Source organism: Flammeovirga yaeyamensis, from assembly GCF_018736045.1.
Classification (GTDB): domain Bacteria; phylum Bacteroidota; class Bacteroidia; order Cytophagales; family Flammeovirgaceae; genus Flammeovirga; species Flammeovirga yaeyamensis.
Window position 1 is genome coordinate 686,334 of sequence record NZ_CP076132.1, and the last position, 16,264, is coordinate 702,597.

Annotated in this window: 10 protein-coding genes; 3 read left to right on the plus strand and 7 right to left on the minus strand. The window is 34.6% G+C overall.

Annotated elements, in window-relative coordinates; genetic code table 11:
* Positions 1–20: 20 nt before the first annotated feature.
* The 7 genes from KMW28_RS02735 to KMW28_RS02765 all read right to left on the minus strand — a co-directional run bounded on the left by KMW28_RS02735 (position 21) and on the right by KMW28_RS02765 (position 11,286).
* Positions 21–1,484, minus strand: coding sequence for a sodium:solute symporter (locus KMW28_RS02735; protein ID WP_169664998.1), 1,464 nt, complete (start codon positions 1,482–1,484; stop codon positions 21–23).
* 189 nt (positions 1,485–1,673) lie between these two features.
* The gene (locus KMW28_RS02740) at positions 1,674–3,065 is read right to left on the minus strand and encodes a COG3014 family protein (RefSeq protein WP_169664997.1); all 1,392 of its coding nucleotides are present in this window, start codon (positions 3,063–3,065) and stop codon (positions 1,674–1,676) included.
* Between the two features lie 120 nt (positions 3,066–3,185).
* Positions 3,186–3,776: a penicillin-binding protein activator LpoB gene (locus tag KMW28_RS02745; protein ID WP_066210309.1), complete on the minus strand. Its 591-nt coding sequence runs from the start codon at positions 3,774–3,776 to the stop codon at positions 3,186–3,188.
* Positions 3,777–3,803: 27 nt separating this feature from the next.
* Positions 3,804–4,223 (minus strand): hypothetical protein, encoded by a 420-nt coding sequence (locus KMW28_RS02750; protein ID WP_066210307.1) that lies wholly within the window; start codon positions 4,221–4,223, stop codon positions 3,804–3,806.
* A gap of 110 nt (positions 4,224–4,333) precedes the next feature.
* Entirely contained in the window at positions 4,334–7,975 is a 3,642-nt protein-coding gene (locus tag KMW28_RS02755) for a PAS domain S-box protein (RefSeq protein WP_169664996.1), read from the minus strand.
* A 5-nt stretch (positions 7,976–7,980) separates the two neighbouring features.
* Positions 7,981–9,588 (minus strand): mechanosensitive ion channel family protein, encoded by a 1,608-nt coding sequence (locus tag KMW28_RS02760; RefSeq protein ID WP_169664995.1) that lies wholly within the window; start codon positions 9,586–9,588, stop codon positions 7,981–7,983.
* 99 nt (positions 9,589–9,687) lie between these two features.
* Positions 9,688–11,286 carry a mechanosensitive ion channel family protein gene (locus KMW28_RS02765; RefSeq protein WP_169664994.1) on the minus strand — a complete coding sequence of 533 codons (1,599 nt, stop codon included), beginning with the start codon at positions 11,284–11,286 and terminating at the stop codon, positions 9,688–9,690.
* Positions 11,287–11,384: 98 nt separating this feature from the next.
* On the opposite strand from KMW28_RS02765, the gene KMW28_RS02770 reads away from it, so the two are divergent.
* The 3 genes from KMW28_RS02770 to KMW28_RS02780 all read left to right on the plus strand — a co-directional run bounded on the left by KMW28_RS02770 (position 11,385) and on the right by KMW28_RS02780 (position 16,218).
* Entirely contained in the window at positions 11,385–12,014 is a 630-nt protein-coding gene (locus KMW28_RS02770; RefSeq protein WP_169664993.1) for an HAD family hydrolase, read from the plus strand.
* Between the two features lie 123 nt (positions 12,015–12,137).
* A complete protein-coding gene (locus tag KMW28_RS02775; protein WP_169664992.1) occupies positions 12,138–15,227 on the plus strand; it encodes a glycosyltransferase family 117 protein in 3,090 nt (1,029 codons plus the stop codon).
* A 196-nt stretch (positions 15,228–15,423) separates the two neighbouring features.
* Entirely contained in the window at positions 15,424–16,218 is a 795-nt protein-coding gene (locus KMW28_RS02780) for an acyl-CoA desaturase (RefSeq protein ID WP_066210296.1), read from the plus strand.
* Positions 16,219–16,264: the final 46 nt, after the last annotated feature.

Consider the following 16,264-nt stretch of genomic DNA (forward strand, 5'->3'; position numbering starts at 1 on the left):
AAATTAAACCCAATAAAAAATCATGATTTTTTTATTGGTAAACTACTAATTAGCAGCCCTATAAAAGTAAAGGATCCATTTAGTAGCAATAATTCATATCCAAATTTGTACCCATTCAACCAATTTTCAGAATTTGTTTGTAAAAAATAACAAACTAAGGGAGATAGGATACAAATTAATGGAATAAACCTAGGTTGGAACTCTTTTTTCATGAATATGCCAAAGGCAAACAATCCCAACAATGGGCCATAAGTGTAGGTAGCTAACTTTAATATAGTATCTAAAGCATTGGTATCGTTTACTGATTCGAAATAGAGCACCAATAAAAATAATACAAGTGCAAAACCTAAATGAACTCCTCTTTTTGTATTTTCGGCTTTTTGGCTTTTTAGACTCTCGCTATCAAACCCTAAAAAGTCAATACAAAAAGCGGTTGTTAAAGAAGTAATGGCCGAGTCTGCACTAGAGAATGCTGCTGCAATAACACCCAATAAGAAGATACATGCACCGATTAAACCTAACTTTTGTTGAGCAATAATAGGATAAAGTTGATCTGATTTAGTAGGGATTTCCATACCTATTTCTATTGCATAAGTATAAAGAAAAGCACCAATAACTAAAAATAAGGAAATAGTGAAGAATAAGATCACACTAAATGAGACCATATTGAGTTGTGCTTTTTTGAGGGTATTAATCGTTAAGTTCTTTTGCATCATGTCTTGATCCAACCCCGTCATTACGATCACAATAAATGCCCCTGAGATAAATTGTTTCCAAAAGTAGCCAGGACTATTGATTTCCCAGTTAAATACTTTGGTGTAAGTTCCTTCATCAACGACTTTATCCCATAATGAAAATAAAGACATGTCTAATGAATTTGATATCAGCACCAAAGTGAAAACACCTGCTAAAATCATAAATGTTGTTTGAAGCGTATCGGTCCAAACCACAGTTTTAATTCCTCCTTTAATGGTATATAAACTGATAATCAATAATAAAAAGGCAGCATTAACGGTAAAGGGAAGTTGAAGAGGATCAAAAATGAATGTTTGAAGTACAGTGGCCATCAAGAATAGTTTTCCTGCAGCTTGTAGACTTCTTGATATCAAAAAGAATGAAGATCCCGTTTTATAAGCTACATTATTGAAACGATGCTCTAAATATCCGTAAATAGAAATCAGTTGATAGTTGTAATAAATAGGCATTAAAATGTAGGCTATTGCTATATAACCTAAAATGTAACCAAAGCACATTTGTAAATAAGAAAACCCTGCAGCTTTTACTATGCCAGGAAGAGATATAAACGTTACACCAGATAACGTAGTGCCTATCATTCCGTAAGCCACAGCGTACCAAGGAGATTTTTTATTACCATTAAAAAAAGTGGTGTTTGAATGTGCTTTATTGGTAAAGTAGGAAATGATAAAAAGGATAATAATGTATCCAAAATATATAAAAAAGCTTTGGTAGGCTGTAATGTTCATCTGTATGCTGATTGTAATATTTACCTAATAAAAAATGGAATCAGGTTTCCACAAAACTGTAAATAAATCTGATGTTGACAAAATATATCTCAAAAATCATTTGTGTAAGAGATCTATAAATTCTAATACATATAAAAGGCCGTTTCATAACTCATGAAACGGCCTTTGCATATTTTCTTTGATTAAAGATTAATATTGTTGTGCAGAGTAAGAGGCTAAACTGTAAAAAGGAAGTACTACATTTTCACCTTTAGCAAACTGAGGTAAAGGAATTGTTTTCGTTTCTTCCACACCTTTATCATTTGTAAGGATAATATCTACAGATGTTTGTCCTTCCTCAAGAGGAATTCTTGTATAAGAGATATCTCTAGGCATCGATTGCCAAGAACGAGTATCTGCAGACTCGGTAGCAGAACCTAGTATACTAAGTGCAGCACCCCATCCTTCATTTTCTTGAGATACCTTAGCAGCGATACTTTGTTTCATTGCTACTCTTAAAAGTGTCTTAGAAAATTCTACCAACATTCTTTCTTCTAATACTTTAAATGAAATGGCGTTGATATCTTGTGCGTGAGAGAATTTATAAGCGATATTATCTGCACCTACTAAACGAGCATTTTTGTAAAAGTTTTTACGTTCTACATATTTCGGGAAAACTGCTTTAATCCATGAGACAGTTGGCTTATCGTTACCACAGTAAAAAGGAAAACTTAGTCCCAATTCTTTGTTCACAAAAGTAACGTAACCATTTCGTCCTTGTACTATGGCAAAGTTAACACCCCATTCCGCTTTTACAGGAGACATACCATTGTTCCAAAGTAAAGTCAAATGAGCATAACTATCGTCTTCTTGAAAATCCATTCCAAATTCAGCAGCATATTTGTCGGCTTCGTTGTGAAGTCCAGTTTTTCTTGCTGTACGAATTAAATCATATTTTAACTGAGCAGGAACAGGCATCTTGAAAAGCTTAGCATAATCGTTTTGATAAATGTCTAAAGCATTTCTATAGGCAATAAATGCATTGTTTGGATCATTAAAAGCTTCATAGACAATACCCATCATTACATTAATGAAGGCATCTCTCTTGTATTTCTTATCTGATTTGTATTTATCACTAAGTTGGTTGAGACGAATATTCATACGCTTACACTCTACAAGTGCTTCGTTATATTGTCTCATTTCCAGGTAATTCAATGCTTTAAAGTAGTTAACCATCAATTTTTCATGGTCCTCACCCGGGTAAGTAGTTAAATTAGGGTTTAGTAATAAAGCACCACCTTCTTCGAACACATTTTTCTTGTGATCCTCAATAAAAATATCAGCTTTTTGAAAGTCTTTGTTACTTTTTTCGAAGTCATTCATTAAGGATGCCACCATACCGGCATTCACATAATAAAGAAATTCCAATCTTCCAGAGCTCATTTTTTTCTCGCTCTGTTGCATCATAATCGATGCAGATTCGAAATTACCTTCTGCAAGTGCTTTGTTAAATTCGTAGGTTTTTTCGTAAAAAGTAGGTGCACACGCCACCACAATTACGGCAACAACAGCACATATAAAAAATCGTAGATAATACTTCATTCTTTGAAAGAATTAAGTGAAGGTTGAAGTAAAATAGTAAATCTCCTTACCTTCATTTAAAAAGGTAAGGAGAAGTATAGCGGATATATGTATGCCCTCTAGGCATTGTCCATACGTCAACTAGTTTTTGATGTATTTTTTGATCTCTTTGTCACCAATCCATACTTTTTCAGTTGATTCTAAATCAGCCAACTCCAAGTTGATTTTGTAGTTTACTAATTTTTCTTTTTTCAACTGATCAACAGTAGAATTGATTGTACCAAACATAATAAAATCAGCACCTAATTCTTGAGCGATTTTCTTTTTAGTTTCCTCAGAAGCATTCACTTGCTGAGATTGTTGTTCGGCACGCAATTGAGCTCTAAACTGATCGTTTTCTACAACTCTAACTTTACCAGAGTTAACGAATTCACGCTCGATATCTTTAATGAAAGTCTCTGCTTCAATATGTTCGTGAGATTTATTGATCACACCACCAACAATTACAACAGGCTTTCTATTTTTTGAGTTTTCAAAGTTTGGCAACCAAGGGCGGCTCATCACATCTGAAATCATATCTTTAGAAACTTGTCTAGAATCTGTATCGTTCCAACGTCCACTGATATCTACAGCTTGGTTAGGATCCATACGAGTAACAGATCTTGAACATGATCCAACAACTAATAAGGAAATAAATGCGATTGCTAACGCGATTGTTCTAGTAAACTTCATTGTAGTTTTTATTCTTTAGGTATCAAATTATTGTAAAACGAACTTGCCCTTAGGCTTGTCTAATTTCTTTAGGATAATTCGTGTTTCTGAGATTTTCACGATTTTAAAACGAGAAGAAGCAGTATCTGATGATCCGTCTCCTTTACCATGAGTTAAAAGTAATGATTTCTTTCCTGCCATTACCCATTTTCCTGCAAGGTATTCGTTTTTGTTGTTTTTAAAACCAAATTTTTTGTCGATTGAAAAATGTAATGTATTTCCTTCGTCCAAAGCGTAAACTTCTTGTTTGGTTAGTTTTTCACGTTTTACCTCGGTAATAGTCCAATCTTTGCTAATCAAATATTGCTTTCTTTTTTCGATGTCTTGAGCTTTAGACTCTACTGAAGACAAAAGAAATATTGCAAAAAATAATGTGATTAAGCTTCCGAGTTTAGTAATTGTTTTCATAGTTATCGATTGATTTTGTTATAATGCACAACGTGAATTACGAATTAAAGTTACAAAAAAAAGTTTCTTTAACCCGACATGCATGTACATTGTATTAATTCAAGAAATATTTAAAATCCTACATTTTTATTCCAAGTAATCTTAAACTCTTCATAAAGAGTGAAAACATCGTCTATGTCTTCCATAAGATTAGTGGTGTCATCCGTTTTTAATTTTTGTTCAGAATGTTTTGCCTTATCCGCTAGCTTCATGATGCCTATGGTGGCAGCTGTACCTTTGAAAGTATGCATAATCGATTTAATTTCAACAATATTCATACTGTTTTTTGCTTCAACTAAATCATGAATCAATTGATCTCCTTCGTTGATAAAATCGGCAAAAGATAATTCAATTAACTCTACACCTCCATATTTTGCTAACTCAGCAGTGATTGAATAGTCAATAATCACATGATTATTTTCATCCATATCAACATCTGTTCTTGGCACTTTTTCTTCCTCTGTTTCCTCTTCTATTATTTCGGGAACTATATCTTCAATATTTTCATTTACTTCATTGTCCATTGGTAATTGTTCATCTATTTTTTGAACAATTACCTGTTCTACTTTTTGAAGTAAATCGTGTGCCTTAATAGGCTTTGCCAAGAAACCATCCATACCTGCTTTCATGAACTCCTCTTGTTCTTCTTGAAGGGTAAAGGCAGTCATTGCAATTATTGGTGTCTTCACTTCTGGAAATTGTTTATGGATTTTCTGGGTAGTTTCCATGCCGTTCATATTTGGCATCTGAATATCCATAAAGATCATATCAAACTGGTGTCCGTCTGATAATAACTCCAAAGTTCTATTTCCACTATTGGCTGTAGTTGTGTTACATCCTGCTTTTTTTAGGATACTTTCTGCAACCATTAGATTGACACTGTTATCATCTACGACAAGTACCTTAGGCTGTTGGACAGAAATTTTAGGAGAAAATATTTCTTGAACATCTTCAGCATTATTCGTTGGGGTAAGGTGATTGACCTCTTTTACCTCTATGGTAAACCAGAAAGTACTACCTTTTCCAACCTCAGATTCAACACCAATATCACCACTCATCATGTTACATAATTCTTGTGATATGGATAGTCCAAGTCCTGTTCCACCTTTTGTTCTTTTGTAGGCGTCTTCTTCAACTTGACTAAACTGCTTGAACAAATGTTTTTGACCTTCAGGAGAGATACCACATCCAGTATCGATAACGTCAAACATTAACGTATAAACGCCATTAAACTTCTGAATACCATTTACATCAATACGTACAGTTCCACCATCTGTAAACTTGATGGCATTCGAAGTTAAATTGGATAAGATTTGAAGTAAGCGGGTCTCATCAGCTAAAATAACTTTAGGTACGGAATCACTTACATTCGAACTTAATACGGTATTTTTGTTTTTTGCATTTTGATGAAAGAGAGCGATCAATTTTGAAATGGTCGTTCTCGGATCGATAGGCAATGGACGAAGCTCCATTTTGCCTGCTTCAATTTTTGATAAATCAAGAATATCATTCAGAATATTTAATAAAATTTCTGATGATCTTTTGATTGTGGAGACGTATTTTTCTTGTTCTTGAGTGAGTGTTGTTGTTCCCAATAAATCTACCATACCAATAACACCATTCATAGGTGTTCTGATCTCGTGGGACATATTGGATAAGAACTGACGTTTCACCTCCAATGAACGTTCGGCTAAATCTTTTGCCTCTCTCAGTTCATGTTCTGATTGTTTGATTGGGGTAATGTCACGAGCCAGACCTTCAACTCCTGCGGGCTCTTTATCTTTATTGTATATCAAACGGAAGTTCGATAGGATATACCTCACTTCTCCCTTTTTATTTCTAACTGTACTTTCGTAGTTCTTTACCGATTTTTTTACAGCCAATTCCTTCATCAATCTCGATAACTGAGATTCACTGATGTAATAATCGGTGACATGTTTATCGACCACATGCATTTGATCTTCTCCCAACATATCTTTCACTGATGGAGAGATCAAGCTGAATTTACCTTCTAAATCGGTTCTAAAATAAACGTCTTGAAGGGTTTCAAAAATATTACGGAAAAGCTCTTCACTATCGGCCAAGTGAAGTTCCATTTTCTTTCTGTTGGTAATATTTTTAGTTACACCGGCTATTTCCTGAATAATTTCGCCATCCCCAGAGTACATTCTTACTGGGTTGAGTGAAATTGAGTGCCATTGTTCCTCTTTAGCGAAAGTGTTAAACTTAAATTCAAAAGATTCTGATTTTCCTTCGAAAACGCTTCTTAAACGATCCTTCCAGAATTCAGGGGGAGCCATTTCTTCAGGAATGACATCTTTTAGATTCATGCCTTGCAGCAATTCGATATTCGAATACTTCTTGATTATTTCCGCAAAGCGCTGATTGTGTCTAGTGATTTCACCCTTTTTGTTAAAGGTCCAGATGGCTTGGTTACCACTTTCAAAGATTGCTTCCAATTGTGCACGTTGTGCCCTTACTTTTAATTGAGATTGATCTCTAATGATGGCAGCGGCTAATAAACCTGTAGCTAAATCAAATAAATTTAAGTCGGGTTTACTGAATGCTTTTCTATTGGAGAAAGATTGTATCACAATCATCCCCATTTTTTGATTATTAGTGACTAAAGGTAGTCCCATCCAAATTTCAGGAACTTTATCTAGTTTGATGTTGTATTGATCTGCCAATTTTTCGATCACTTCACGATACATAAACATAGGTCTGTTTAATACATCGACCATATGTAACGCAAAATCGGAGGCAGGGACTTGTTTTTTATTGTTTGAGCGGGTGTGATTATTAAAAGCGATATACATTCCGGCGTTAAAAACTTTCTTTCTAACGACGATAAAGCTTTCAATATCCACCACCAATTTCATGGCTAAATAGACTTTCTCGAGAAGATCACTAATGCTAAAGTTTTGTTGTAATAACTTGGCAAAAGTGATAATCACTTCTTTCTCTCTATCCTTACGTTTTTTCTCTGTAATATCCGTAAGGTGAAGTCGGTAGCAGTTGTTGGCTTCTTTTTTAAAGTTGATTTGACAATGGGTGATTTTAGTTTTGCCTTCTGTTTCTAAAGCAAGTTCAATCTTTTTGTCTGAAGTAGATTCCTCTGCCAACTTTAAACTAATCAGAAGTTTTTCTTGATATTCTTTTGGGATAAGATCAATAAAAACAGTGCTTTTGAGATCTTGATCATTTAAGTTGAGAAGTTGTCGAAACTTTTCGCTGGCAAATTGAATAAGACCTTGTCGGTTAAAAACAACCACCATTTCATCAGAAGAACTAAAAAGCTCTTTCATTAAGGTATTGCTTTTGACTAAATCATGTACATGATAGGTCTCCTTAGAAATGTTTTGGACAGAAATATAGACGCGTTCATCATCTTGATGTTCCACTTTCACACCGCCAATTTTCAAAGCAAGTTCTTCTCCATTTCTAGTTTTCACTCTGGCATCAAGCGATTGAGTGAGACCATTTAAAGAGAATGTTTTTTCATAATGAAAAATATCGAAAAAATCAGAATAGTGTTTTCCTATGGTTTCCTCAGGGTAATAATCAGAAAGGGTGTGCATAGCACCATTCCAAAAGATTATTTCACCTTTTGCATTAAGCCCAAAATTGGGAAGGTCACCTGACTCATAGGCCTTTTCGAAAATTTCAAAGTAATTTTGTTCTGCGGTTATATGGGTGGAGTGTTCTTTATCCATTGTTGTTAATCATCAATGAGCATATTGTCATTTTGAGCAAGATGTATTGTTTGAGTTGGAAATGCAAAATCAATACCCATCTGTTGTGCAATACGTAAAATTTTCAGCATCAGATACTCTCGAGCTTGTAATTCCTCGCTCCAATCTTTGGTAATAAAGAAAATATACAAAAGAATATCCAATGATGAGCTAGAAAAGTTGTTCAATCTTACTTCATAGAAGTCTTTTCTTGTTTGAGGATGCTCTTCTACTGCTTTTTTTATCGCTTTGATAAACATTTCAATCTTATCTGGCGGTGTGCCATATGGAATAGCCAAATTAGTTTTAAATCTTCTGTATTGTCTTTTTCCTAAGTTATCGATATCACTATCAGCTAAAGAACCGTTAGGGATATTTAAAATGGAATTGGCAAAAGTTCTTATTCTTGATGTTCTGAATCCGATCTCTTCCACAATACCTTCTTGACCTCTTACAATAACCCAATCGCCCACCTCAAAAGGACGATCAGCAAAGATCATGACCGATCCAATAAAGTTTTTGATAGTGTCCTGAGCAGCAAATGCGATGGCAACACCACCAAAAGAAATACCTGTAACTAAGTGTGTAATGTCGTATCCTAAAATCTGGAGCACCATCAAAATCCCTAATGAGATGGCTACTATTCTGAAGATTACTTTTAGTATTGGGATGAGGTTTTCGTCTACCTTTTTCGATTTCTTAGAGAAGATGCCAATTCTTAAGACCAAAATATCAGCAAATTCAAAGAATAAAACGGCAAAGTTTATTCCCAAACCTAGTTTAACAAGTATCGTGGCTACATAAGAAAAGCCGCTTGGAAGAAGTAAAAATGGAATGGCCACTAATCCAAAGGCTAAGATACTGAGCCAAGCAATTGGTCTTCTTAATTTAGGGACGATAATCTTGGCAAGCTGTTCTTGTTTTGCTTTTAATAATAGTCTTGAGAGTACTTTCTCAGTAAACCAAACACTAAAAAAGTAATAGAGATAGGTTAATACCAATAAGCTAAAAATGGAGATCCATTGCCATACTTTTAAGTTAAGAAACTTGCCCTGTGTACGCTGTAAATTACTTGTGTAAAGTACTAACTCTCTAGCAAAAGAGGGATAGGTATCTTTAAATAGCTGATGGATGGACTGACAAGAATATGTAGAATATCTCCATTGTCCGTTTTGATATTCTAGATAAATATTTGGAATCTTATCACTTATCTGAAAACGTCTTGATTTTGTTTTCGGGTCTATGTATTTCTTAGTTAATGGTAGGTCGATATTATTTACATAAATATTATTCGCTAAATAGATCAATTTAAGTTCTATAGCCAACTCTTTTCTCTCTTCTAAAGAGCCTACATTCGAAGGAAATACTTGTGCAGAAACTTTAGGATGAAAACTAGATTCTTCCAAGTTATTCAGATGCGTATGAAAAGCGTGATATGGAGTATTCAATGAATATTCTACACTGTCTAAATTTTTAAAATTATAAAAACTGTGATCATCTGGGTAGCTTTGTTCTTGTATAGTAGAATCTGATTGTGCATAAACACTAACAGAAGCAACTAAAAATATATATATGTAAGTGAAGAATCTGTTCATAAGTGTATTCCGAAGAATTAAATGTTCTTTAGTTTATGATGTAAATGTAAAAATAAAGAATCACTTCGGCTTTCAAACTTTTTGATTAATAACATACATTTATTCTTCTCCCGATTTATTGAGGTGAATAGTTTGTGTAGGAAAGGCAAAATTCACTTCAGCACGCTGAGCGATTTCCATAATCGAAAACATCATTTCTTCTCTAGATTGTAACTCTATATTGTAATCGTCTGTAATGAAGAAAACATTAAGATACACATCGATTGAACTGCTAGAAAACTGAAAGAGCCTTACTTGATACCCTTCTTTACGTGTGAGTTCATGGTTTTCTATACATTCTTTGATACCTTCAATAAACCTTTTGATGTTTTCAGGTGGTGTTCCATATTCTAAAGTGAGCATTGTTTTGAATCTTCTAAACTCCCTTTTACCCAAATTATTGATATCATTATCAGCTGCTAAGTTATTTGGTAAACTGACCAATGAATTGTCAAATGTTCTGATTTTAGTTGTTCTGAATCCAATTTCTTCTACTATTCCTGCTTGCCCTTTCACAACAACATTATCACCAACTTTAAAAGGCTGATCAGTAAATAGCATGATTGACCCTATAAAATTTTTCACAGTGTCTTGTGCTGCAAAAGCCAAAATCAAACCACCAAATGAGATTCCTGTAATTAGATTTGTAATGTTATAGCCCATCACCTTCATCAAAAGTAGAATACCGATCATTAAGGCAACTAATCGGAGGGACGATCTTAAAACAGGTTCTAAGTGTTGATCTAATGATAAACGCTGCTTTGAGTGCATCAATTGAATGACTATAATATCAGCCGTTCTAAAGACAAAAACGGCAGAACAAATACCAAAGAAGAATCTGATGACTAGTGAAATGACTCTCATGACCTGACTATCCAATAAAAGCATAGGAAGACAGAGGTACATTATAAAGGCTAAAAAGGCGAGTGTACTTGGTTTACTAAATTTTTTGATGATTAAATGAATCACACTAGGGCTCGCCTGCTTCGAAAACAAGAGTTTGATGATGATGGCTACCACCCATTGAGAAATAAAATAGGCGAGGTACATAATCACTCCCAAAGCTAGAAAGGCCATCCATTGCCATACTTTTAGTCCAAAGTAGATTTCCTGCCCTTTATTTAATTTACTCACATACTTAATAAACTTTCTAGAGTAAGGTGGGTAGGACTTTTCGAATAAATCCCGAATTTTTAAACAAGAATAACTGGAGTATCTCCACCTTTCGCCCACTTTTATCAAGTAGATCTCAGGAATACGACTATCGATGATAAAACGCTTTTTGTTCGTGTTTTTTTCGACATAGTCTTTTTCCAAGGGTAACTCTTTAGCAGAAAGATAAATTCCTTTGGCAGCATAAATCAATTTTAGTTCATAGGCCATATTAATACGTTCTTCCAATGAACCCATTTTTGTAGGGAATACTCTTGCAGCAACGGCAGGACGGTAGTTTTCTTCATCAAGGAAGTCCATATGTGTATGCAGAGCATGATAGGGAGTACTTTGAGAATACTCGGTACTATCGTAGATGTAAAACTTGTAGAAATCATGGTCGTTTGGAAAGCTTTCCATGATGACTTCTTCCTCAGTTTCTTGTCCGTAAATCGGAAAAACAATAAGAAAACTTAAAAGTGATAGAAAGGATAGGTAGTATTTCATTTTTAATTTGAAAACAATAGTATCTTTGGCGGTCAATAAGAATTAAAATGGAAAAGTTCAGCTCATAGAGTAGGAACAAACCAATTAAATATCTAAAAATGTCATACGAAGCGATCATTTTTGATTTAGGAGGCGTAATCCTGAACTTAAGATACGAAAATACATTAGAAAAATTCGCAGAAATCTTACAAAAACCTGTTGCCCCTTTTTATACTAAAAAAGAGCAGACTTCTTTGTTCGATGATTATGAGAAAGGAAATATTTCTTCTGCCGATTTTAGAAAAGGAATTAGGGGTCTTGTAGATGCTCCAATTACCGACGAACAAATTGATGAGGCTTGGAATGCCATGTTATTGGATTTACCTGTGGAAAGAATTGAAATGTTGAAGGAAGTGGGTAAGAAGTACAGAATCTTCTTATTATCAAATACCAACGAGATTCACATTCACGCTTTCAATAAAATTGTGAAGGACACATTGGGAGAGGATTTTGGCGATTTCAAAAAACTATTTGAAAGAGGTTATTATTCTTATGAAATGTCTGATAGAAAACCTCATCCAAGTATTTTCGAAACAGTTATTGAAGAAAATAAATTAGACAAATCAACTACTTTATTTATAGATGATTCCATTCAACATGTGGAGGGAGCAAAGAAAGCAGGCTTGCATGCACATCATTTAGAAGACTTGAACGTGATTGGTTTCTTAAAATCTATTGACGTCTATTAATAAAGTATGTTAAAAAATAAATAACTAGACCTACAATTTGAGCGAAAACGAACAAGATCAAGATTAGGGTTTGAATGAAGACCATAATTTCACCTATTTTCGCTAGTTGCAAACAGAAATAGAATGAACGAATTTAAGCGATTAAACAATTTAGCAGGTTGGACGGTATTTTTAATATCTTTAGCTGTCTACACCATCACAATGGAAGAAACTGCATCCTTTTGGGATTGTGGTGAATTTATAGCGGTATCTTATAAGTTAATGGTACCTCACCCTCCGGGAGCTCCTTTCTTTCTTTTAATAAACAGAATGTTCTCCTTCTTAGCATTTGGAGATGTACTTAAAGTAGCTTGGTGGATCAACTTCCAATCTGCATTTATGAGTGCACTAACGATCTTATTCCTTTTCTGGAGTATTGTGATGTTAGGGATGAAAATTGTTAAACCATCAGAAAACGGTTATTCTTTAACGAATAAGATTCTTCTTTTAGGATCAGCTGCTGTTGGTGCGTTAGCTTACACATTCTCAGATTCATTCTGGTTCTCAGCTGTAGAAGCCGAAGTATATGCTATGTCGTCTATGTTTACGGCCTTGGTATTCTGGGCCATCTTAAAATGGGAACATATCGAAAATCCTGCGGCTTCCAACCGTTGGTTAATCATGATTGCATATATCATCGGATTATCTATTGGGGTCCACTTAGAAAACCTTCTTTGTTTACCAGCAGTAGCAATGATCTACTACTATAAAAAATATCCTAATAATATCACCTTTAAAGGTACTATCGCGGCAATGGCTGCTGGTGGCGCAATTATCTTAGGTATTATCATTATTGTCATTCCAGGCTTACCTTCATTTGCCTTTTTAGTGGATAGAATCTTTGTAAACATGTTTGGTGCTTCATTTGGTACTGGCGGTTTAGTATTCTCATTCTTATTGGTAGGAGCACTTGTTTTCGGTATTTATGTGACGCAAAAGAACAACATGGTTACCCTAAACAATTTGATTCTTGGAACGACATTCATTTTAGTAGGTTACATGAGTTATACTTTGGTTATTATTCGTTCAAACCAATTGACTCCAATTAATGAAAACGCTCCAGACGATTTGTTAGGATATGTATCTTACCTAAAACGTGAACAGTATGGTGATCGTCCATTATTATACGGACCAACTTTCGATGCTGAACATGTAGGAACTGAGGTTGTAGGTGATAAATACAGACAAGCAAAGAGAAACGGAAACGATTATTACGAAGCTTACGATAAGAAAACAAAAGCTGAATTTGCTAAAAAGGACATGATGTTGCTTCCTAGATTATATTCTAGACAAGGTCATCATGCTGATTTATATAGACAATGGGCATGGATAAAACCTGGAGAGAAACCTACGTTTAAGCATAATATGATCTATCTATTTAGATATCAGATAAAGCACATGTATTTGAGGTATTTCTTGTGGAACTTTGCCGGTAGAGAAAGCGATGAAAAAGATGCTAACTCCCTTGCTCCATGGGATGACATGCAAGACCTACCTGAGTTATTACAAAAAAATAAAGCGAGAGCCAATTTCTATTTCTTGCCTTTAATCTTAGGTATTTTAGGTGCATTGTATCATTATATGAAGGACAGAAAGAACTTCTATGTAGTCGCAATATTATTTATTACTATGGGTATCGCTTTGGTTGGATACCTGAACTCTCCTCCTGTTGAACCTAGGGAACGTGACTACATATATGCAGCCTCCTTCTATGCCTTTGCCATGTGGATTGGATTCGGTGCATTTGCTATCGCTCAATTCTTGGCAGAGAAATTAAACGCTAAAGGAGCAATTGCTGGTATTGCTGTATCGTTCTTGATTCCTTCAGTAATGGCTGTAAATGGATGGGATGGTCACGATAGATCGAACCGTTGGCATTCAGTTGATCAAGCAAGAAATACATTAGCTTCTTGTGCACCGAATGCAATTCTATTTACAGGTGGTGATAATGATACCTTCCCATTATGGTATGTTCAAAACGTAGAAGGATTTAGAACCGATGTTCGTGTGGCAGTATTAAGTTACTTTAGTACTGGGTGGTATTTGGATCAGATGAAACAACAACAGTATGAATCAGCTCCATTGCCATTATCAATTTCTAAAGAAAACTATGTGGAAGGTAAAAACGATTACATTCCATTAGTAGAAGACGAAAGAGCAAAGAATGGTGTGAATCTTAAAGCTTACTTAGAGTATGTAAATAAGAACTTGCCAGCTGTTCAAGTAGGATTACAAGGTGGATTAACAACATCTAAATTATTATCAAGAAGATTTATTTTAGATGTTGATAGTGCCGATGTAGTCAATAAAGGAATCATTCCTAAAGGGAAAGAAAAATTTGTTTCTTCTAAAATGGTATGGGACTTGAAGTCATCAAAAGGACATATCTTCAAAAACGAATTGGCCTTACTTGATTTGATTGCGACCAACGATTGGAAACGCCCTATCTATTTCAATAACACTTCTGCAAATACCATCAACATGGACTTGAGAAGATACTTGTATTTAGAAGGTATGACGTACCGTTTACTACCTGTAGTTACAGAAGAAAATCCTGGTGAGGTAGGAGAAGTAAACACTGAAGTGATGTTGGAGAACATCAAGAAGTTTGCTTTCAGAGGTCTTCAAGATGAAAGTGTATATTATGATGATGAATACCGTAAGTTTGGTGCAAACACTAGAAATAACGTGTACCGTCTTGCAGAAACATTATACTATGATGGTCTTCTAGAAAACGATCCTGGGAAATTGGCTAAATCGAAAGAAACATTGGATTGGATTCTTGAGATGGTTCCAGATAAAACAATTCCATTTAGTTTCTACGCACCTAAGTACATGGATTTATACTATAGTTTAGGTGATATAGATAAAGCTAACGAGATCTTTAACCTATTGGTAAGACGTGATGCTGAAAATGTAAATTACTATGTCGCTACAGGCATGGGTACAGATACTGTTGCTAGAAGATCTTTGATTACTTTACAGCAGCTTTTCCAAATTTTCCAAGGCAAATCAAGAGATATCGATGCTCGAATTAAGTCAGTTGAAAATGGAGAGGCAGACTACGAAGGAAAATCTTTAGAAGATTTGAAAGCTTTAAAAACAGTATATGCTGAAAACTTCAAGTTAGCACAATCTACTTTCCAAGATTGTTATAAAAAGATGATGCAATAGCATTTGTCTCAAAAATAAATACGAAAAGTGATGGTTCCTTAACATTAGGAATCATCACTTTTTTATTTCTCTAAATCAATGTTTTATTAAATATTTGTAAAAATAATTTTAATTTTTGTCACAAATACGTGTGTAAGGTGGTTTTAAAGTCGACAGTTTCAATTAAGCTATTGAATTTTTATTTACTACGGAACATATGTATTTAATTATTGCCTTTTTTATAATTCATTGGTACTCTTCTTTATTCTTCCAAACATTTTTCTTGCATAGATATGCAGCACATCAAATGTTTACCATGTCGAAAGGATGGGAGAGAGTATTTTTTGTATTAACCTACATCTTTCAAGGATCAAATTATTTAAGTGCGTACGGTTATGGAATTATGCACAGAATGCACCATGCTTTTGCCGATACGGAAGACGATCCACATTCACCCAAATACTCACCATCGTTATTCTCGATGATGTGGTCTACAAAAAACATTTATACAGATATCTGTAAAGGTAGAGTAGAAGTTGATGCTAAATTCACTAAGAATGTTCCTGAGTGGCATTCGTTCGATAAATTTGCAAGTAATTGGTTCTCAAGAATTGGTTGGGGATTAGTTTACGTAGCTGTTTACGTTTATGCTTACATGGAATTAGGTATGAGTCCTTGGTTCTTCTTATTACTTCCTATTCACTTTTTGATGGCACCGGTTCACGGGGCAATCATCAATTGGTTTGCACATATCTACGGATATAGAAACTTTGAAGTAAGTGATACATCAACGAATTTCTTACCTTTTGATTTCTTGATGATGGGTGAGTCTTATCACAATAACCATCACGCAAGAGGTTCAAGAGCCAATTTTGGAGGTATTCGTTGGCACGAAATCGATCCAACATATCTAATCATTATTGTATTGGATAAGGTAGGAGTGATTAAGTTGAAACAAACGAAAGAGAAAAAATCAACTACAGTAAATGAGAAAGCTGCTGTGGCAGGGTAATTTGTTTACTGGAATAGTTGATAGGAAAGAGTGAATCAGAAGTGGT

Bases quoted from the DNA above. Each gene is read 5' to 3' on its own strand.
- KMW28_RS02735 (WP_169664998.1), bottom strand. From the start codon at position 1,484: ATGAACATTACAGCCTACCAAAGCTTTTTTATATATTTTGGATACATT.
- KMW28_RS02780 (WP_066210296.1), top strand. From the start codon at position 15,424: ATGTATTTAATTATTGCCTTTTTTATAATTCATTGGTACTCTTCTTTA.
- KMW28_RS02755 (WP_169664996.1), bottom strand. From the start codon at position 7,975: ATGGATAAAGAACACTCCACCCATATAACCGCAGAACAAAATTACTTT.
- KMW28_RS02750 (WP_066210307.1), bottom strand. From the start codon at position 4,223: ATGAAAACAATTACTAAACTCGGAAGCTTAATCACATTATTTTTTGCA.
- KMW28_RS02765 (WP_169664994.1), bottom strand. From the start codon at position 11,286: ATGAAATACTACCTATCCTTTCTATCACTTTTAAGTTTTCTTATTGTT.
- KMW28_RS02775 (WP_169664992.1), top strand. From the start codon at position 12,138: ATGAACGAATTTAAGCGATTAAACAATTTAGCAGGTTGGACGGTATTT.
- KMW28_RS02770 (WP_169664993.1), top strand. From the start codon at position 11,385: ATGTCATACGAAGCGATCATTTTTGATTTAGGAGGCGTAATCCTGAAC.
- KMW28_RS02760 (WP_169664995.1), bottom strand. From the start codon at position 9,588: ATGAACAGATTCTTCACTTACATATATATATTTTTAGTTGCTTCTGTT.
- KMW28_RS02745 (WP_066210309.1), bottom strand. From the start codon at position 3,776: ATGAAGTTTACTAGAACAATCGCGTTAGCAATCGCATTTATTTCCTTA.
- KMW28_RS02740 (WP_169664997.1), bottom strand. From the start codon at position 3,065: ATGAAGTATTATCTACGATTTTTTATATGTGCTGTTGTTGCCGTAATT.